The following is a 19,418-nucleotide window of genomic DNA, read 5'->3' as shown; positions in this document are numbered from 1 at the left end:
GTTTCCTGCTCTACAGTCCTGCTCACGACGGAGGCCACATTAAGTGGCCTCCTGTTCGTGCGGAACTCGCGATAAACTTCATCCGTGCCCGCCCTCGCGGGGAACCTACCAACAATGGGCTGGTTAATTTTGGTTGTTTTATCTGGGGAAGTGCAGCTGCGTCTATCTACAGATCCGAAATCTGACTACTGAATAGACTGTCTAACTAAATAGCGAGCTGCACTAACCAGCCCTTTTGCTTGCGCCCGGGAGGGCCGCATATGAAGTTTATCGCGAGTTCCGCACGCAAAGGAAAGCACTTAATGTGCTTTCCGTCTTGCGCAGGACTGTAGAGCAGGAAACTTCATATGCGGCCCTCCCGGGCGCAAGCAAAAGGGCGACCCCTGTCCAGAGTCGCCCTTGTTGAGCTGCTTATGTGCGACTGTTACTCGGCGTCGTGGTGACGGCGGGGCTTGCGGCCTCCGTTGTCGCCGGGACGGCGCGGGCGGTCGCTGCGCTCGGAGCGCTCGCGACGCGGACGCTCACGACGCTGGAAGTGCTCGCCGTCACCCTCGGAGGCACCCTCGGCGCGAGCCGGGGCCTCGGGCTTGTCGAGACGATCGAGCGAGATCTTGCCGCGATCGTCAACCTCGATGACGACGACCTTGACCTCGTCGCCCACGTTGAGGACATCCTCGACCTTCTCCACGCGGCCCTTGGCGACGCGGGAGATGTGCAGCAGGCCGTCCTTACCGGGCAGCAGGTTCACGAAGGCGCCGAAGGGCTGGATGGAGACAACGCGACCGGTGTACTCCTCACCCGGCTCGGGAACCTTGATGATGAGCTTGATGCGCTCGACGGCTTGATCGACGGACTCGCCGGTGCCGCCGACAAAGACGGTGCCGTCCTCCTGGATGTCGACCGAAGCGCCGGTCTCGTCCTGGATACCGCGGATGACCTTGCCGCCGGAACCGATGACGTCGCGGATCTTATCGGTCGGAACCTGGATGGAGACGATGCGCGGAGCGGTGCTGCGCGTGGTGTGACGCGGCTCGGGGATCACATCGAGCATCTTCTGCAGGATGAAGGCGCGACCCTCCTTGGCCTGCTGCAGGGCGCGGGCCAGGATGTCGAAGGTAAGACCGGTGGCCTTGTTGTCCATCTGCAGGGCGGTGATGCCCTCGGTGGTGCCGGTGACCTTAAAGTCCATGTCGCCCAGGAAGTCCTCGAGACCCTGGATGTCGGACAGGACCACGGTCTTGCCCTCCTCCTGGATCAGGCCCATGGCGATACCGGAGACCGGGCGCTTAATGGGCACGCCGCCGTCCATAAGGGCGAGCGTGGAACCGCAGGTCGAAGCCATCGAAGAGGAGCCGTTGGACTCCATGACCTCGGAGACGACGCGGATGGCGTAGGGAAACTCGTTCTCGTCGGGGAGCACCGGAAGCAGAGCGCGCTCGGCCAGGTTGCCGTGGCCGATCTCGCGGCGCTTGGGGCTGCCCATGCGGCCAGTCTCGCCGGTACAGAACGGCGGGAAGTTGTAGTGGTGCATATAGCGCTTGCCCTCGGTGGGCTCGATGGTATCCAGACGCTGGCCCTCGTTGAGCATACCGAGCGACAGGACGGAGAGCACCTGGGTCTGACCACGCTGGAACAGGCCGGAGCCGTGAACGAGCGGCAGGTAGTTGTCCTTCACCATGATGGGACGGATCTCGTCGGCGGCACGGCCGTCGACGCGCTCGCCGGTCTCGACGACCATGGTGCGCATGGCCTTCTTCTCGAGCTTCTTGAGCGCCACGGGGATCTCGCGCTCCCAGGCGGCCTGCTCCTCGTCGGTGAACTCGGCGCGGATGGACTCCTTCAGAGCCTCGACCTTACCGATGCGGGAAAGCTTGTCGGCGTCGCGCAGGGCAGCGGCCATCTCGTCGTAGTGGGCGAAGATGCGCTCCTGGACCTCCTCGACGGGCTGGTCGAGCGGGTACTCCTTCTTGACGATAGCGCCGTTGACCTGCTCCCACTCGGCAACGAACTCGTCTTGGGCCTGGCAGAAGGCAGCGAGGGCCTCCTGACCAAACTTCATAGCGGCGAGCATGTCGTCCTCGGAGATCTCCTCGGCGCCGGCCTCGACCATCGAGATGAAGTCGGCAGAGCCACCCAACTCCAGGTCCAGGTCGGAGTTCTCGCGCTCCTCATAGGTGGGGTTGACGATAAACTCACCGGTCTCCACGTTACGGCCAATGCGCACGCAGGCAAGCGGGCCCTCGAAGGGCACGCCGCCGAGCGTCATGGCCAGCGAAGCGCCCATGACGTTGATGACGTCGAAGGGGTTGACCTGGTCGGCGACGAGCGAGGTGGCGACGATGTGTACCTCGTTGCGGAAGCCGTCCGGGAAGCTCGGGCGGATCGGGCGGTCGATCATACGAGCCGTGAGCGTGGCCTTCTCGCTGGGACGGCCCTCGCGCTTGAGGTAGCCACCCGGGATGCGGCCGGCAGCGTACATCTTCTCGTTGAAGTCGACGGTCAGCGGGAAGAAGTCGTAATTCTTACGCTCCTTGGAGACGACCACGGTGTCGAGCATCGTGGTGTCACCCTGCTTGACCAGACAAGCGCCGGTGGCCTGCTTGGCAAGCTCGCCGGACTCAAAGGTGTAGGTCTTGCCGTACAGCTCAAAGGTCTTGGATACGAGTGTCATTGTTCTCCTTTACCCCACAGGCCCCTTGCCTGCGGGCTTCTCATGTGACGCGGGCCCCCTGCCCCCGTCACGCTTCAGAGCGTGATTGTTCACGCCCTTACACAAAAAGAGCGCCCCGCTGCGCAGGACGCTCTTAGCATGTACAAATCCTTACTGGATGTTGTCGCGGATGCCCAGAGCCTTGATGAGCTCACGGTACTCGACGATGTCGTTCTTCTTGATGTAGGAGAGAAGACGACGACGACGGCCAACGAGCATGAGCAGGCCACGACGGGTGTGGAAGTCCTTCTGGTGGGACTTCATGTGCTCGGTCAGCTCCTTGATGCGCTCGGACAGGATGGCGACCTGAACCTTGGGGTTACCGGTATCGACCGGGGAGTTACCGAACTGGGCGGTCAGCTCCGCCTTGCGCTCTTTGGAAACAGTCATTGTTTCACCTTTCGTTTCGCGTCGCCCGTGGGCGACTCTATTCGCCTCGAACTGGGAAGCCGCCGGTGGAGCGAACATCCAAGGTCGAGGTACCAACAGGTCGGTATGTTACCACAAGCGGCGCGCGCCTGCGTATCATCACCGACCCAACATGAATTCCATCGCACGGAGCCGCTGATCGGTGTGCGTGGCGGCCCAAACATGCGAAAGCCCCAGCAAAAAAGCAGCCGTATGCGGATCGATTCGCTCGGCCATGAGCTCATCGAACGTCATGGACATCAGAGCGCGCAGCCATGCGACCTCGCCGGTCGACACCAGCTCGGCACCCGGAATGCTCGACGCGCATGACCCGCACAGAAGCCCGCCGGCTTGGGCCGAGAAATACGAGAGCATGGGATCGCCGCACGAGACGCATGCCGAGAAATCGGGTCGGTAGCCAACGTGCGACAGCAGCTTAAAGACATATGCCGCCACAAGTAGATCCATATGCGCCGCGTCGAGCCCGCTGCCCACCAGGGCAAGCGCTCGCTGCGTGATGGCAAAGGTGAACGGGTCCTCGGCGTCCTCGAATGAGCACACGCGCGCGACCTCGGCAATCGCGCTTGCGGCGCAGGTCGTCTCGTAATCGGGCGCGGCGCCAACCGGCGCTTCCAAAAGCTCGGCCTGAGAAACAACGTCGAGCGAGCGTCCATGCGCGAGCAACATATCGACGGTACAGAACAGCTCGCAGCGCGCAGCCAGGCGTCCACCGGGTTTGCGCGCGCCCTTTGCCACGGCACGAACCTGCCGACCCCGCTCGTCAAGCATCGTCAGGATCAGGTCCGTCTCTTTGAGCTTGGTCTTATCGAGGACGAGCACCTTCGTACGATATGTACGAGAACCTGCCATTCGCGCCGCGTGTCCCTAATCCTCGGCGTTATAGCCAAAGCGGCGAATCTGGGCCTCGTCGTCACGCCAGCCGGCCTTGACCTTCACGTCCAGCTCCAAAAAGACCTGGGTGCCAAAGATGCGCTCAAGGTCGCGACGGGCGTCGATGCCGATATGTTTGATCATCTCGCCGCCCTTGCCGATGATGATGCCCTTTTGGCCCTCGCGCTCGACGTAAATGGTGGCGTGCACGCGCAGCACCTTCTTGGTCTGCTCAAGCGCATCGCAAATCACGCCCACGGAGTGCGGGATCTCATCGCGGGTGCGGCGCAAAACCTTCTCGCGCACAAACTCGGCAACGAGCGTCTCATCGGAAGCGTCGGTACCCATGTCCTCGGGGAACCAACGCGGACCCTCGGGCAAAAAGTGCGCAACGGTCTCGATGAAGGCATCGACGTTAAAGTTCTTGACCGACGACGTCACGATCTCGTCGTCATATTCCATAAGCTCGTGGGCGGCCTTAAGCTGCTCCATGACCTGTGCGGGGTCGGCTTCATCGGCCTTGGTGAGCACCAGGACCTTCTTGGAACGGGCATTCTTGACACGCTCGGCAACCCAGGCGTCTCCCCTGCCAATCGGTTTAGTGGCATCAATCAAAAACGCGACAACATCGACATCGTTCAGCTCGAACAACGCACTCTTGTTGAGCTCGGATCCCAGACCGTCCTTGGGCTTATGAATACCCGGGGTATCGACAAAGACCAGCTGGTAGCCGGGACGGTTGACGACGGCGCGCATGCGACGGCGGGTCGTCTGTGCCACCGGCGAGGTGATGGCGACCTTTTTGCCATAGCAGGCATTAAGCAGCGTGGACTTGCCGGCGTTGGGGCGTCCGACCAGGGCCACAAAGCCGCTGCGGAAACCGGGCTCCACGTCACCAAAGCCCGCGAGGCTGTCGCCCTCGTCGCACAGGGCGTCGAGCTCCTCATCGCTCATGCCCTCAAACGGGTCGAACTCCTCGGCCTCGTCAAACGAATCGGCACCTTCAGCCTCGTCCAGGGACTCGTCGTCCAAAATCTCATCGGTAGGCTGCATATTGTCGGACATGGGAATCCCTTTCTAAATAAAGCCGAGCGCGTGGGCAAATACCAGCACGCCCACAATCGCGGCGGTGATGGAAAGAACGTATACAGAGGCGGCGGCGATGTCCTTCGCACGCTTGGCCAGCGGATGGAGCTCCTGGGTCGCTAGGTCGACGATGGCCTCCATAGCGGTGTTGCACAGCTCGCCGTGAATCACCAGGCCACAGCAGATGATAATCGTAGCCCACTCGGCAACGTCGAGCCCCACAATGCAGCCGGCAATGACAGTGCACACGCCCGCCACGAGCATGACCTTAATGTTGCGCTCGGTCTTGACGGCGGTGACGAAGCCCTCCATGGCGTAGGAAAAGGACTTTAAGAAGGACGGATGGTCCTTGTTCGATCCGGGAATCATAGACGGCTCCTAGTCGTGGGCGTGGTTGGTGATGGGGCCGACGTGGACTAGCTTGGGGTCCTCGCCGCGCTCGAGCGCCAGATCGCGCAGGATGGCGTCCTCGCGGGCCTCCATGACCTCGGCCTCGTCGTCCTCGATATGGTCATACCCCAGCAGGTGCAGCATGCCGTGTACGAGCATCAGGCGGCACTCGTCGGCAGGGCTATTGCCAAAGCCGGGGGCCTGACGGGCAATGACCTGCGGGGCCAAGATGATATCGCCGAGCTCGAGCGTCTCGTCGGCGGGAATATCCTCGTCAAAGGCCGAGTCGCATTCAAACGAGAGCACATCGGTGGTGCGGTCGATGCCACGCCACTCGTGGTTGAGCTCGTGCATCTCGTCCTCGTCGACATACGAAAGGGAAATCTCGACTTCACGTTCAACGCCCTCGGCGGCAAGCACAACCTCGCAGATGTGCTCCACTTCCTGCGCGTCGAGCAGCGTATCGAGCTCGGCATCGTTGCTGATCAATACACTCAACGGGACTCCTTTCGGTCGCGCGAGCGCTGCTCACGCACGTCATCATAAGCATCGTATGCCTCGACGATACGACCCACCAGGGCATGGCGCACCACATCGGCGCGCTCCAGGTGTGCAAACGCCACATCGTCGACACGGCCCAAAATCTTCTCGACATCCGCCAAGCCACCACGACGACCCACCAGGTCGCGCTGGCTGAGGTCGCCGGTAATCACGAACTTGGAGTTGAATCCAAGGCGTGTCAGGAACATCTTCATCTGCTCGGGCGTGGTATTTTGCGCCTCGTCGAGCACCACGAAAGCATCGCTCAGCGTACGACCGCGCATGTAGGCGAGCGGGGCGATCTCGATCACGCCGCGCTCCATAAGCTCATCGGTGCGCTCACGATCCATCATGTCAAAAAGGGCATCGTAGAGCGGGCGCATGTACGGATCGATCTTTTCCTCGAGGGTGCCGGGCAAAAAGCCCAGGTTCTCCCCTGCTTCGACAACCGGACGCGTCAAGATCAAACGGCCCACCTCATGGTGCTTGAGCGCGGCAACGGCGAGCGCCATGGCCAGATAGGTCTTACCGGTACCGGCAGGACCCAAGCCAAAGGTGATGGTATGCGAGCGAATGGCATCCACATAGCGCTTTTGCCCAAGCGTCTTGGGACGAATGACACGACCGCGGTATGAAAGCAGCACGTCATCGCGAAGCGATGTGGCCTCATGCTCGCCGTCGCGCAAGACGGCCAGGCAACGCGAGACATCGTCGGCAGACAGGGTACGACCGGCCGCCGCCTCGCGAAAAGCATGTTCGAAAAAGCAAGCCACGAGCTCGACCTCGTCCGGGTCGCCGCTCACGGAGATGCTATCGCCACGGGCGACCACGTGAGCGCGAACCAAGCTCTCGAGCGCACGAAGGACGCCGTCGCCGGCGCCCAAAACACGCGAGGGATCAACTCCCTCGGGAACGGTAAGTCTAATCTTCGAGGCTTCCATGGACCTCCCTGCGCGCATGGACCAAGCCGGAATCATCGACTCCGATGATAGCAACATCGAGCAGGCACGGGGCTGTAAGTCCACAGGTATCGTCAAGACGGGCATGATGGAACGAACCGAGCGTCAGGTTGTCACCATACTCGAGCACGGCACGCTCGACAGTGCCCACGCGACGACGAGCATCGGCAATAGCGAGCTCCTGCGCCGCGTCTCGCATACGGCGGCTGCGCTCGGCCATAACCTCGGGCGGCACCTGGTCGGGCATGTCGGCAGCAAGGGTACCGGGACGCTTACTGTAGCGGAACACGTGCATACGCGAGAACCCCACGCGGCGGCACAGCGCCAGCGACTCCTCGAACTCCTCGTCCGTCTCACCAGGAAAACCGACGATGACGTCGCACGAAAGAGACGCCTGCGGCAGGATGGCGCGAATCATGCGCACCGTGTCCTCAAAGGCCTCGGCACTATAGGGACGACCCATGCGATGCAGCGTCGCCGTACAGCCGGACTGTACGGGCAGGTGCAAAAACGGGGCAATACGCTGCGGATAGCGCGCCATAACCTTAAGCAGGCGCTCAGAGATATCCATGGGTTCGACCGAGGAAATGCGCACATGCGCAATAGTCGTGCGCTCCATGATGGCCTCGAGCAGCTCGTCGATTTCGACATGCTCGTCGGTCGCGCTCTTGCCATCGTAGGCACCCAGGTTCACACCGGTCAGCACCACCTCGGGCACGCCGGCCTCCTGGGCTTCGCGCACCTGTTCGAGAACGGACTCGACGGGCACGGAGCGCTCGGGGCCGCGCGCCTTCCACACAATGCAATAGGTGCAGCGATGGTTGCAGCCGTCCTGGATCTTCACGCCCAGGCGAGAGCGACCGAGCGCATCGACCACCTCGCCATCGCTGCAGGCGGGAACGCTATCGGACTCAACGCCCAGCACCTCGCAGACACGTTCGGCGACATCGATCTTGGACGGCTCGGCGATCACGCGATCCGAAAGCTCCAACAGCTCCTCGGGATGCAAATTGACCACGCATCCGGTCACGATCACATAGGGCTCGTTTGGATGGGCCAGCGCATGACGGACGGCCTTACGGGTCTTGGCCTCGGCCTCGCCCGTAACGGCACAGGTGTTAATGACGATCAGATCGGCATCGTGGGGCTCCACCATAGCAAAGCCCAGGCGCATAAGATCGGCAGTGATACGGTCAGACTCAACCCGGTTGACACGGCAGCCGAGGTTGACGACGGAAATATGGGGTGCGAGCACGCGGGCTCCTTAATCGAGGATATCGTCGAGGGCACTCTTGATACGGTCGGTCACCGACTTCTTACCGGAAGCGACGTCATCGCCCATCTCATCGGCAAAAGCACGGAGCAGCTCGCGTTGCTTATTGGAAAGATTGGTGGGAACGACCACGCGCAGTTGCACGAACAGGCGGCCACGCGAACCGCCACCGCCAATGCGCGGCATGCCGTAATTATTGGCGCTCACGGTGTCGCCGTACTGGGCGCCGGCGGGAACCGTCACCTTAACGACCTCGTCGGGCATAATGCCCTCGACCTCGATCTCGCAGCCGAGCGCAGCCTGCGCAATCGAGATATCGCTCACCAGGTACAGGTCATCACCGTTGCGCTTAAAGCGCTCATGGTCGGCGACGCGCACGTTGACAATCAGGTCGCCCGAAGGCTCGCCGCGAAGGCCGGCCTCGCCAAAGCCGCTCACACGCAGCTGGCGACCGGTCGAAACGCCGGCGGGAATATCGATGTCGATCTTTTCGTGCGAAGGCGTGCGGCCCTGACCATCGCAGGTCTCGCAGGGATGGTCGATAACCGTGCCCTCGCCATGGCAGTCGGGGCAAGGCGAGGAAGACTGAACCTGGCCCAAAAACGATCGCTGAACCGTCGTGACATAGCCCGTGCCGTGGCAGCGGCCGCACTGCTTTTCCTGTGCGCCCTCTGCCCTACCGGTGCCATTGCAGTCCTCGCAAGGAGCAAGGCGGTCATAGCTGATTGTCTTTTTGCAGCCGAGCGCCGCCTCCTCGAGCGTCACCGAAAGCGAGATGGCCATGTCACGACCGCGACGACGCTCGCGACGGCTGCGGGCGCCACCGCCGGCACCGCCGCCAAAAAACGACGAGAACAAGTCGTCCATGCCCATACCACCAAAGATATCGTTGATATCGACGTAGCCCGAACCACCAGGGCCGTCGGCAGTGCCGTAACGGTCGTAGTTAGCACGCTTCTGCTCATCGGAAAGAACGGAATAGGCCTCGTTGAGCTCCTTGAACTTGGCCTCGGCCTCGGGGTCGTCCGAAACGTCCGGGTGTACGGTACGGGCCTTCTTTAGAAACGCGCGCTTGATCGTCCGCGCGTCGGCATCCTTGTCGACGCCAAGTACCTCGTAGTAATCCCTATTTTCCGACACGACCGAATCCTTCCGACTTTCATTATTGTCACAGTGCGTCCTATACCCAAGCTGGGCCAACCGCAAACAGAGGGTTTGATGTTATTGCATTCCGTAAGGCGAAAGCATGGCCCGTTGCGAGCAGCTCGCGAACCAAACCGACACGAGCGCGAACATGAAGCCATTGGCAAAACCGTTGGCAAACTGCATCGCACCGCGCTTCCACCACAGCAGGCTGCGATGAAGCACGCCGTCCGAAAGCACCATGAACAGGCCCATGGTAAACGGAATAAAGCACATCACGGCAAAGGCCGAGAACACGCCCGAGATGGCCGAGAGTACCAAAAACGGCGCCACGATGCCCATCAGGTAAAAACCGGTACGAGCTTTGCCTTCCAAGCGCTCGGACTCGACATGGGCACGGCCGACTAGATCACCGCCAGCGGCACCGTTAGTGCCGGCGTGACCCATGCCGCTAATGCGGACCTCGTCGCCATCGTGCGTGCCGGCAGGAAACTCAATCGTCTGCTCGGAGGTTACGCGAGTACGACCGCTGCCACCGCAATCGGGGCAGGGGTCGGCCACGACCTTACCGGAACCGCCGCACTCGGGGCAGACCGACTGGAACGTGCCCGCACCAAACAGGAAGGACAAGTCGACGTCGATGTGCCCGCGGCCACCGCAGCTCGGGCAGGTATGGGCATGCTCGGAGGAGACAGAACCCGAGCCGCCGCAGTGACCACAGGTATCGAAGCGCGTATAGCGGACGGTCTTGCGGGCACCGTCCTTGGCCTCCTTGGCGTCCAGTTTGATATCGACGACCACGTTGGCGCCGTTCTCGGGATTGTAGGCAGCCTGGCCGCGACGCTGCTGGCCCCAGGCACCGCCAAAAGGAAAGCCGCCCTCAAAGGGATTGCCATAGCCCGTGTTGCCGGCATAGCCGCCACCATAGGGCGAAGCCGTAGGGGCACCGGCAAAGGGATTGCCAGAACGCATGGCATCGTAGCGCGCACGTTTTTGCTCATCCGAAAGCACGGCGTAGGCCTCGGAAACCTCTTTAAACTTTTCCTCGGCATCCGGCTCTTTGTTGACGTCCGGATGGAGCTTACGGGCCTTTTGCTGGAAGGCCTTTTGAATATCACGCGAGGTGGCGTCCTTGGAGACACCTAGAATCTCGTAGTAATCTTTTTCGTTCATCGTCGCCATGCGCGGCAACCTCCTGCTCACAGCAGCGTATATATTCCGGTAATTCTACCCGAGCGGCCTAAGCTAGATCCCAAAACAGCTCGAACAGAACATTTCCATCGAGCCAGCCCAAGTGTGTCGGTGCTAAACGAGCTCGAACATGGCCCGCGACGACATCTGCCGAAGTAAAGGGTCCCTCATGGACCCCGAGCGTCTCGGGCGCCCAAGTGGCAAGACCCAATTCGAGCGCGCGATCACAAGCGGCTGTCAGCTCATCGGCCGGGATGACACGAGCCGCGCGAACCAACAGGTCGGACGCAATACCGCGCGTCATGCGACAAGCGAGCATCAGGTCTTCGGCCGCAGCCTCTCGCTGCGACAGGTATTCGGCCTCAAACGACGTCGCGTCATCGTCGCGCTGAACCAAACGCACACGGTACGCGTCGCCTCGAGCAGACACGCCGGGGAACAAACCTGCAAGACGGTCGAAATCCCCAGTATCAAGCATACCGGCGGCAGAACGGCCCAGGCCCAGGTAGCCCCGTCCGGTCCAGTAGGCAATGTTATGGGCGCATTCATGGCCGTCGAGCGCGTAGCTCGCCACCTCATACGGGTGATAGCCGGCGACACTCAGGAGCTCGCGCGCCACGTCCATGCAGGCGGCCTGAAAATCCTCGTCGGGCTCGAGCGACTCGTCACGGCACGCCATGCGATAGAGGGGCGTCCCCACCTCGAGCGTGAGCGGGTAAACCGACACATGATGCGGAACCGCCGCCAGCACGCCCTCGAGCGTACGCTTCCAACTCGCTGCGGTCTGCCCGGGAAGTCCGCACATAAGGTCGCACGACACGTCAAGCCCAGCGTCCTTGACCGTCGCGATGGCGGCGAGCGCCCGATCGGCATCGTGAATGCGGCCGATGGCGGTAAGTTCGGTGTTATCGAGCGTTTGCACGCCCAGAGAAACGCGTGTGACACCAACCTTGGCAAGCGCAGTAGCAAGCTCGGCGGTCAGCGACTCGGGATTGGCCTCGCAGGTAAACTCAACGGGGGCGCACCACGCACGAATACGCCGCGCCAGCTCCACCAGGCGCTCCCCCGCCAGCGACGGCGTGCCGCCGCCAACATAGACGGTGCGGATCTGGTCGAGGGCCCCAGCCTTGCCAAAAGCATCGAGACGCGCGAACAACTGCTCAAAATAGGAATCGAGCGCGGCATCCAAATCACACGAAGCAAAGCTGCGCGAGTCGAAGTCGCAGTAGCGGCACTTTTGGGCACAGAACGGCACGTGCACGTACAGCGCGGTAACGGCCACCCTTAAGCCTCCAGCGGATGAGGGGGCACCGATTCGCCGGCGGCAAGGGCAGCCTCGCAGGCCACCACATCATGCTCGATCTCATCGACCAGCGCCATAAACTCCTCATACGTGGAGCAGCGCACCACATGGGCACGCCAAGCGGCGGCATGGGGCATGCCTTTTAAGTACCAGCTTGCGTACGTACGGGCACGCGACATGAGCGGCAGGAGCTCATGCGTCAGCGTTAGGTGCTCACGCAGGGCGTCCAGGCGCTCGACAGAGCTGCGCGCCGGCACCGGTGTGCCATCGAGCGCAAGAGCGCGAGCATCGCCAAACACCCACGGGTTCCCGTAGATGCCGCGCGCGATAAACACCGCGCTGGCACCCGAGTTTCGCAGATGCACCGCGGCATCCTCGGCGGTGAACACATCACCCGAACCGATCACGGGAATCTCAACGGCATCTGCGACCTCATCGACGACCGACCAATCGGCCTGGCCCGTGTAGAGCTGCGTGGCGCAACGACCATGCACGGCGACTGCGGCAGCCCCTGCACTCTCAAGCATCTGGGCAAATGTCGCGGCATTGCGGTCCTCGGCATAAAAGCCCTTGCGAATCTTGACGGTCACGGGCACGTGCGCCGCGCCAACCGTGGCCTCGACGATCTTCTCGGCCAGGTCGGGCGTGCGCATGAGCGCCGAGCCCTCGCCCTTGGTAACGACCTTGCGGGCGGGACATGCCATATTGATATCGATGAGCGACAGGCGATCGCCAACGCGCTCCTCGACGGCGGCGACGGCGCTCGCAAACTGATCGGGCTTGGAGCCAAAGAGCTGCACGCAAATCTGCTGCTCCTCGTCGGCCGGTAGCACCAGGCGCCACGTCTTATTACTGGCATAGGCAAGGCCTGCCACGCTCACCATCTCGCTGTAGGCAAGGTTGGCACCGCGGCGGCGACACATGATGCGATAGGCAGGGTCGGTCACGCCCGCCATGGGAGCCATAAGGAACGGCTGCTCGGCATAGGCGCCCAGCAGCCGCAGACTATATTCGGAAAGAGCCATAGACCTACTCGTCCACCTTGAGGATCGCCATAAAGGCCTCCTGCGGGACCTCGACCGATCCGATGGCCTTCATACGCTTCTTGCCCTCTTTCTGCTTCTCGAGCAGCTTGCGCTTACGCGAGATATCGCCGCCGTAGCACTTAGCAAGAACGTCCTTGCGACGGGCCTTGACGGTGGAACGGGCGATGATCTTGTTGCCGATAGCACCCTGGATGGGCACCTCGAACAGCTGACGCGGGATGATCTCCTTGAGCTTGTCGCACAGGCCACGGGCCAGGCCATATGCCTTGTCCTTATGGACGATAAACGAAAGCGCGTCCACCTCGTCGCCCGAAAGCAGGATGTCGAGCTTGACGAGCTCAGAGGGGCGATATTCGTTGAACTCATAGTCGAGCGAGGCGTAACCCTTGGTGCGGCTCTTGAGCTGATCGAAGAAGTCCAAGATGAGCTCGGCGAGCGGCATATCAAAGCGCATCTCGACCGATTTGCTCGTCAGGTGGATCATGTCGGTCGTGACGCCGCGGTGCTCGATGGCGAGCTGCATGACGGCACCCGTGTACTCAGGCGGGCAGATGATCTTTGCCTTGAGGTAGGGTTCCTCAATACGATCGATGCGGGTGGCCTCGGGAAGGTCCTGCGGACTGCGGACATCGATCATCTCGCCGTCGGTCTTGTAGACGTGATAGTCGACCGAGGGGCTCGTGGCAATGAGGTCCAGGTTGAATTCGCGCTCCAGGCGTTCCTTGACGACTTCCATGTGTAGCAGGCCCAAGAAGCCCACGCGGAAGCCAAAGCCGAGCGCCACCGAGGTCTCGGGCTCCCACACCAACGATGGGTCGTTAACGTGCAGCTTATCGAGCGCGTCACGCAGGTTCTCGTAGTCCTTGTTATCGATTGGGAACAGGCCCGTATAGACCATGGGCTTGGCCTCGCGGTAACCCGGAAGCGGCTCGGGGCAGGGGTTCGACGCCCAGGTAAGGGTGTCGCCCACGCGAACGGCCTCGGGGTCCTTCAGGCCCGTGACCACATAGCCGACCTCGCCAACCGTCAGCGCGTCAACCGGGGTCTCGGCAGGACGCTTGACACCCACGCCGTCGACCAAAAAGTCGCCCTCTGCCTGCATCATGCGCAGGGTATCGCCCTTTTTGATGGAGCCGTCAAAGACGCGCACCGTGGCGACGACGCCACGATACTCGTCGAAGTACGAATCCAGAATGAGTGCCTTGAGCGGCGCGTTCGCATCGCCCTTGGGCGGAGAGATCAAAAAGACAATGGACTCCAGCAGATCATGGATGCCCTCGCCGGTCTTGCCCGAGACACACACGGCATCATCGGCGGGAATCGCCAGGTCATCCTCGATCTCGGTCTTAACCTCATCGGGATGGGCAGAGGGCAGGTCGATCTTGTTGATGGCCGGCACAATGTCCAGATTGGCGTTCATGGCGAGCGTCGCGTTGGAGACAGTCTGCGCCTCGACGCCCTGCGTGGCGTCGACAACGAGCACCGCGCCCTCACAGGCTGCCAGCGAGCGCGAGACCTCATAGGTAAAGTCAACGTGGCCCGGCGTATCGATCAGATTGAACTGATACGTCTCGCCATCGTCGGCGTCATAGGACACGCGAACGGCATTGGACTTGATCGTGATGCCGCGCTCGCGCTCGATATCCATGGTGTCGAGCAGCTGCGACTCCATGTCGCGTTCGTCGACGGTATGGGTGAGCTCGAGGATGCGATCGCTGATCGTGGACTTGCCATGGTCGATGTGCGCAACGATTGAGAAGTTGCGGATGTGGGAAATGTCAATTGAAGTATTCATGCGGACTATCTTACCCGAGCGGTACAAAAAATGGAGCCTGTTCCATAAAACAGGCTCCATTTATGCGCGTAATCTGTGTGGTGTGAAATTTACAACTTAGGCGTTGATGCTGTTCACGAGCTTGGCAAGACCGGACTTGCGGTTGGAAGCCTGGTTCTTGTGGATAACATGCTTGGCGGCAGCCATGTCGAGACGCTTGGTGACGGTCTTGAGGGCAGCCTGGGCCTTCTCGACGTCGCCCTCGGCGACGGCGGACTGGACGTGCTTGGTCAGCGTCTTGAGCTCGGACTTGACAGCCTTGTTACGCATGCGAGCTGCCTCATTGGTGCGGATACGCTTCTTCTGAGACTTGATGTTTGCCACTTCTGGAGTTCCTTTCGAGTTCCTTGCAAAAAATGTATGACACCTCTGAGACACGGTGAGGTCATGCAAGCGCCTACTATAGCACGCTCCCCCTCAAAGGGATAGAATGAATTTGTCAAATAGGCAGGTATCATCACGATTTTCTCAAGATGTTCGTAATCCAGAGCAAAAGCGCGGTCTGAGAATCGGCCGAACCCTTCAGCGCGAGCTCCACATCGACCGCGCTCTCGAGCGCGGCAACGAGCTCTGCCATCGAAAAGCGACGTGCCCAGGTCAGGTGATTCTTGACCTGCCAGGACTGGAGCTTAAGTGTTGCGGCCAGCTCACGACCCTGTCCGCGCGCATCGAGCGCCTTGGCAACGATAAGCTCGCGGATGCGGCCGCACAGCAATGTGTAAGTCCACACGTAGCTCTTGGCGGGCAGTAGATTGAAGAGCTCGAGCGAGCGTCGCATGTCACGGGCCGAGACCGCATTGAGAAAGTCCCAGGGTTGAACCTCGGCCGTACGTACAATCCAGCGCTCAACGTCGGCAAACTCAATCTGGGGCGCCTCGACCATCTGGGCAAGCTTAGCCAAGTCGTTATCGAGCATGCGGGTGTTCTCGCCCGAGCGCGAGACGAGCTCCTCGGCGGCCGCCGCCGAGATGGACTTGCCGTGTTGCGTCGCCATCTGCTGCACGCGGCGTGGGAGCTCCCAGCGCTTGGTGCCCGAGCAATCGATGACGGCCTTCTTGTCAATCTTGGCGATCGCCTTGTACAGGCGCGTATTCTTGGCGAGCGAATCGGCGATAATAAGGCAGACCGTTGTGGGACTTGGACTCGCCAGATACTCGACGAGCGGCTCGGAAACCGCCTTGGCAAGCTTGGAGCAGCCGTCAAGGATTACCAGGCGAAACTCGCTGCCCATGGGAAAGGTATTGAGCGAGCCAATGATCGACTCGATATCGGGGTCTTTGGTCATGTCGCGTTCATCGAGGTTGAACTCAACCATACCCGACTTTTCCAAGCGAGCTTTCATACGCGAGACGGCGTGATCGCGCTTGACGCCGTCGGTACCGACGATCAGATATGCCGGCAGCAGACCGGTTTCGGACATTGCGCTCCCCTCCCGCAGGCCTTCGTATTCGCTCCGTGCCATTCTAGCCCAGGGGCCCACCACACGCCAACGACGGTCGTCACGATCGCTGGCATCGCATCGCAAAGCCATTCGCAGTCGGCGTGACGGTAATGTCGCCGTGTTCGATAGTGCACGCGAACACGCCGCCCGCTTCCTTAACGGCATCGATGCAGGCATCGGACGGATGGCCGTATCGATTCCCCTCGCCCGCGCTCGCGAGGGAAAGCTCGGGCTTCAGGACGTCCAGTAACTCACCGTCGACTGAAACCTTAGAGCCGTGATGCCCAAGTTTAAGGACATCGATATCCCCCACCTCCTGCACGAATTCCCGTTCTTGGTCGAGCTCGGCATCACCGGTGAGGAGCAGACGCAGGCCCTTGCCTTTCTGAACATAAGAGAGCAGCAGGACAAGCGAATCCTCATTTCCCTCGCCATCCACGGACTCGAATGGCCACATCACGCGGGCGCAAAATGAGCCGATATCGACCGTATCCCCACGGCGCACCTGCCGATACTCCACGCCAGGTCGGTTCAATACCTCGGCAGGAGCATCCTCCAGCGCATCCGCCGCAACGGCAATCGTTCCAACCGAAAACTGTTCGAGCACATCGGGAAGACCACCCCAGTGATCCTCATCCCAATGCGTCACAAAGACGGCATCGATATGGTGCACGTTATTGCGAACCAAAGCCGCCACCACGCGCTCGTCGAGCCCGCAGTCGACGAGCGCTACTGCGCCGCCCTGGCGGATAAGAATCGCATCGGCCTGGCCCACATCGAACACCGTCACCGAAGGCGGAGCGAATCGATCCCAGTAGACGTACGGAATCGCAGCCAAGAGCACCAGACATGCAAGCCCCACCGCCATAGGACGTGCACGGGGACGCGGCCACCTGACCAGCAGAGCCGCCAGCAAACACGGCGCTAGGTAAATCCACATGCTATCGGGCGGCACACTCACGGATGCACCCGGCACGGCGGCAAACAGCTGCTCGAAGAATAGCGCGCAACGGGCGGCAATCATGGGCACAGCGAGCACCCAAGTCCGCAACGGTGCCACGAGCGAAAAGGGAACCAGCACGATCGACACAGCAAGCAGTACGCTCACCACCGGACCGATGACCGCATTTGCCAGCGGAGCAATGAGCGAGAACGTACCGAAGGCAGGAATGGTAATGGGGAGCGTCGCCAACTGCGAGCACAGCGTGACGGAAAGCATGCTGGCAATGCCCGATGGCACACCCAGCTCACCCAAAGCGTAGGTCGCATAGGGGCAAAAGCACAGGATGGCAAAAACGCTGGCACATGAAAGCTGAAAGCCCATCTCGAACAGCACCGTCGGCCGCAGTAGAACAAAGATGGACATGGTTACGAAGAGTGCCGATGCACCGTGCCGACGACGCCCCGCGTCGTTTACGACAAGCGTCACGAACACCATGCAGCACGCGCGCGCGGCCGAGGGAGACGCGCCCGTAAATGCAGCGTAGCCCACAAGCGTTATCGCCAATATCGCCCGCTGAAGACCACGTGAGCACCGAGTCTTTTGCAATACGCCCTCGATTACAAACCCCACGATAGCCAAATGGCTGCCCGAGACGGCGATAAGATGTGCCGTTCCCGTCACAGAAAACCAGTCGCCCGCCGGCTGGGCGCGCAGCTCGGCCGAACGACCGCAGACGACACCGGCTATGAGCGCACGCGCCGGGTCGGTCGCAGGCGCGATGGACGCAAGCAGCCCATTTCGCAGCCGAAGCAGCGGCCCCGGAGAACCCTCATCGACCGACACAATCCGAACGGCTTTAACCTTACGCACCTCGCCTCGGAGCACGCGCGATCGTCCATATGCCTCGTTCTCAAAACGCGAAACGCGACCGATAACACGCACGTGCGCCCCGACCTTGAGCTCACGATCACACGATAGGCGAACCGTTGCCAAGTTCTTACCGTCCGCGCGTGCCTCGCAGGTATAGGAATACACGTCGTCGTTTATGGATGGATCACCCTGCACGACAAACTCGAGGCCGCTTGCCGCTCGACCGTCGAGCGCCTTCGAGGCGCTGAGCACACCCACAGCCCACCACGCCGAGACGACCGCTCCCGCCACGAGACCGGCGGACGCGGCATACAGCCACCGCTTCAAAGGGGCAAGCCGCGCACAAGAGTGAGCCAGCACAACGAAAACCGCTGCCGCAACGGGAATGGCCCATAGCGGCCCGACCGCCGTCGCCCGCTCCCTCAGCAGCGCATCAGCGGCTATGCTGAGCACCAAGGCGCAGCTCACGCACATGCCGGCACACAGGGCCATCGTCCACGGAATCAGGGGTCGCGGAGGCATCACGTGCTCGCGCTCGGTCGCGCTCATACGCAGATGCAATCTTTGATTTTGGCAAGCTTCTTCTCGCCGATTCCCGACACACGCATCAGATCGTCAACCGAGGCGAAAGCACCGTTCTTTGTCCGCTCATCGATAATCGACTGGGCCATGGAGGGGCCGATGCCCGAAAGCGTCTGCAGCTCTTCTGCGCTTGCCGTATTGATGTTTACTAGGCCTGTTGCGCCACTAACGCCCGACGATGCGGAAGTCCCACCATCAACACCGGCTTCCGCAATGGACGCCTGCTGCTCCCCTACCGTTGGAACGTGAATTTTTTGTCCATCAGTGACCTTGGATGCACGATTAAGCCCCGTAACGTCTGCTTCGGGCGCCAGTCCGCCGGCGGCATCAATCGCCTGAGCCACCCGCGCCCCGTCTTTGAGGCGATATACACCGGGTGACACCACGGCGCCATCAACATCGACATAAACCTCTGCCGCGGCAGACGCCTTAGGCGAAGAGCCTTCGGATGTCTTTCCGCTCGAAGCATCGCCGGATCCCGGCTCCACTAACGTGCCCGAACCATCAGTGCGCTCAAACGACACACCGCCGGCACCGCCGCCAAGGTTCGCCATCGCCAGCCCACTCGCCATCGCAATGACGACCAGTATCGCCATCACCACTGCCTTATGACCGAGCAGTTTGCCCGCCCAGCGGTCCATCTTTTTGACTCGTTCGTGTTGTTCGCGCTGCGCCATAGCAAAACCTCCCAACACCATCGTGTCAGGAAAGGAGCTCCACAACAGCCACGCCCCAAAACCGGTTTTTGCGGTCAAACCAAAAACCGACCAAAACCTTGCACAAATCTGTCCATTTATTCAGGCACACG

At 61.2% G+C, this 19,418-nt stretch carries 17 protein-coding genes; all 17 read right to left on the bottom strand.

Annotated elements, in window-relative coordinates; all coding sequences use genetic code 11:
• Positions 1–424: 424 nt before the first annotated feature.
• Positions 425–2,671, bottom strand: coding sequence for a polyribonucleotide nucleotidyltransferase (locus DXD48_RS05360; protein WP_022094703.1), 2,247 nt, complete (start codon positions 2,669–2,671; stop codon positions 425–427).
• 150 nt (positions 2,672–2,821) lie between these two features.
• Positions 2,822–3,100: a 30S ribosomal protein S15 gene (gene rpsO, locus DXD48_RS05355; protein WP_006235963.1), complete on the bottom strand. Its 279-nt coding sequence runs from the start codon at positions 3,098–3,100 to the stop codon at positions 2,822–2,824.
• Between the two features lie 138 nt (positions 3,101–3,238).
• A complete protein-coding gene (gene recO / locus DXD48_RS05350) occupies positions 3,239–3,988 on the bottom strand; it encodes a DNA repair protein RecO (protein ID WP_117564284.1) in 750 nt (249 codons plus the stop codon).
• Positions 3,989–4,003: 15 nt separating this feature from the next.
• Positions 4,004–5,074, bottom strand: coding sequence for a GTPase Era (gene era / locus DXD48_RS05345; RefSeq protein WP_199407898.1), 1,071 nt, complete (start codon positions 5,072–5,074; stop codon positions 4,004–4,006).
• A 12-nt stretch (positions 5,075–5,086) separates the two neighbouring features.
• Positions 5,087–5,464: a diacylglycerol kinase family protein gene (locus tag DXD48_RS05340; RefSeq protein ID WP_117564283.1), complete on the bottom strand. Its 378-nt coding sequence runs from the start codon at positions 5,462–5,464 to the stop codon at positions 5,087–5,089.
• Positions 5,465–5,473: 9 nt separating this feature from the next.
• Positions 5,474–5,983 carry an rRNA maturation RNase YbeY gene (gene ybeY, locus DXD48_RS05335; protein WP_117564282.1) on the bottom strand — a complete coding sequence of 170 codons (510 nt, stop codon included), beginning with the start codon at positions 5,981–5,983 and terminating at the stop codon, positions 5,474–5,476.
• The gene (locus tag DXD48_RS05330; RefSeq protein ID WP_117564281.1) at positions 5,980–6,966 is read right to left on the bottom strand and encodes a PhoH family protein; all 987 of its coding nucleotides are present in this window, start codon (positions 6,964–6,966) and stop codon (positions 5,980–5,982) included. Before DXD48_RS05330 ends, ybeY begins: the two co-directional genes overlap by 4 nt.
• On the bottom strand, positions 6,947–8,239 hold the full coding sequence (locus tag DXD48_RS05325) for a MiaB/RimO family radical SAM methylthiotransferase (protein ID WP_117564280.1): 1,293 nt from the start codon (positions 8,237–8,239) through the stop codon (positions 6,947–6,949). The genes DXD48_RS05330 and DXD48_RS05325 overlap by 20 nt, the downstream gene beginning before the upstream one ends.
• Positions 8,240–8,248: 9 nt before the next feature.
• Entirely contained in the window at positions 8,249–9,397 is a 1,149-nt protein-coding gene (dnaJ, locus tag DXD48_RS05320; protein ID WP_117564279.1) for a molecular chaperone DnaJ, read from the bottom strand.
• Positions 9,398–9,478: 81 nt separating this feature from the next.
• On the bottom strand, positions 9,479–10,582 hold the full coding sequence (locus DXD48_RS05315; RefSeq protein ID WP_187362361.1) for a DnaJ domain-containing protein: 1,104 nt from the start codon (positions 10,580–10,582) through the stop codon (positions 9,479–9,481).
• A gap of 58 nt (positions 10,583–10,640) precedes the next feature.
• On the bottom strand, positions 10,641–11,873 hold the full coding sequence (gene hemW, locus DXD48_RS05310) for a radical SAM family heme chaperone HemW (RefSeq protein ID WP_117564278.1): 1,233 nt from the start codon (positions 11,871–11,873) through the stop codon (positions 10,641–10,643).
• 2 nt (positions 11,874–11,875) lie between these two features.
• Positions 11,876–12,919 (bottom strand): tRNA dihydrouridine synthase DusB, encoded by a 1,044-nt coding sequence (dusB, locus tag DXD48_RS05305; protein ID WP_117564277.1) that lies wholly within the window; start codon positions 12,917–12,919, stop codon positions 11,876–11,878.
• A 4-nt stretch (positions 12,920–12,923) separates the two neighbouring features.
• Complete coding sequence (lepA, locus tag DXD48_RS05300) at positions 12,924–14,735, bottom strand: translation elongation factor 4 (protein WP_089573391.1); 1,812 nt, start codon at positions 14,733–14,735, stop codon at positions 12,924–12,926.
• Positions 14,736–14,831: 96 nt separating this feature from the next.
• Positions 14,832–15,098, bottom strand: coding sequence for a 30S ribosomal protein S20 (gene rpsT, locus DXD48_RS05295; RefSeq protein ID WP_117564276.1), 267 nt, complete (start codon positions 15,096–15,098; stop codon positions 14,832–14,834).
• Positions 15,099–15,231: 133 nt separating this feature from the next.
• Positions 15,232–16,194: a DNA polymerase III subunit delta gene (holA, locus tag DXD48_RS05290; protein ID WP_117564275.1), complete on the bottom strand. Its 963-nt coding sequence runs from the start codon at positions 16,192–16,194 to the stop codon at positions 15,232–15,234.
• A gap of 79 nt (positions 16,195–16,273) precedes the next feature.
• The gene (locus DXD48_RS05285) at positions 16,274–18,577 is read right to left on the bottom strand and encodes a DNA internalization-related competence protein ComEC/Rec2 (RefSeq protein ID WP_117564274.1); all 2,304 of its coding nucleotides are present in this window, start codon (positions 18,575–18,577) and stop codon (positions 16,274–16,276) included.
• Positions 18,574–19,287 (bottom strand): ComEA family DNA-binding protein, encoded by a 714-nt coding sequence (locus tag DXD48_RS05280; RefSeq protein WP_117564273.1) that lies wholly within the window; start codon positions 19,285–19,287, stop codon positions 18,574–18,576. The genes DXD48_RS05285 and DXD48_RS05280 overlap by 4 nt, the downstream gene beginning before the upstream one ends.
• Between the last annotated feature and the right edge of the window lie 131 nt (positions 19,288–19,418).

Origin of the sequence: Collinsella sp. TM05-37, assembly GCF_003436455.1 — a bacterium.
Classification (GTDB): domain Bacteria; phylum Actinomycetota; class Coriobacteriia; order Coriobacteriales; family Coriobacteriaceae; genus Collinsella.
The sequence above is the reverse complement of the archived record's forward strand: the minus strand, read 5'-3'. Positions and strand labels throughout refer to the sequence as shown.

Coding starts and splice junctions, on each gene's coding strand:
- DXD48_RS05285 (WP_117564274.1), bottom strand. CDS start 18,577: ATGAGCGCGACCGAGCGCGAGCACGTGATGCCTCCGCGACCCCTGATT.
- era (WP_199407898.1), bottom strand. CDS start 5,074: ATGTCCGACAATATGCAGCCTACCGATGAGATTTTGGACGACGAGTCC.
- DXD48_RS05315 (WP_187362361.1), bottom strand. CDS start 10,582: ATGGCGACGATGAACGAAAAAGATTACTACGAGATTCTAGGTGTCTCC.
- holA (WP_117564275.1), bottom strand. CDS start 16,194: ATGTCCGAAACCGGTCTGCTGCCGGCATATCTGATCGTCGGTACCGAC.
- DXD48_RS05280 (WP_117564273.1), bottom strand. CDS start 19,287: ATGGCGCAGCGCGAACAACACGAACGAGTCAAAAAGATGGACCGCTGG.
- DXD48_RS05340 (WP_117564283.1), bottom strand. CDS start 5,464: ATGATTCCCGGATCGAACAAGGACCATCCGTCCTTCTTAAAGTCCTTT.
- DXD48_RS05330 (WP_117564281.1), bottom strand. CDS start 6,966: ATGGAAGCCTCGAAGATTAGACTTACCGTTCCCGAGGGAGTTGATCCC.
- recO (WP_117564284.1), bottom strand. CDS start 3,988: ATGGCAGGTTCTCGTACATATCGTACGAAGGTGCTCGTCCTCGATAAG.
- DXD48_RS05360 (WP_022094703.1), bottom strand. CDS start 2,671: ATGACACTCGTATCCAAGACCTTTGAGCTGTACGGCAAGACCTACACC.
- lepA (WP_089573391.1), bottom strand. CDS start 14,735: ATGAATACTTCAATTGACATTTCCCACATCCGCAACTTCTCAATCGTT.
- dusB (WP_117564277.1), bottom strand. CDS start 12,919: ATGGCTCTTTCCGAATATAGTCTGCGGCTGCTGGGCGCCTATGCCGAG.
- rpsO (WP_006235963.1), bottom strand. CDS start 3,100: ATGACTGTTTCCAAAGAGCGCAAGGCGGAGCTGACCGCCCAGTTCGGT.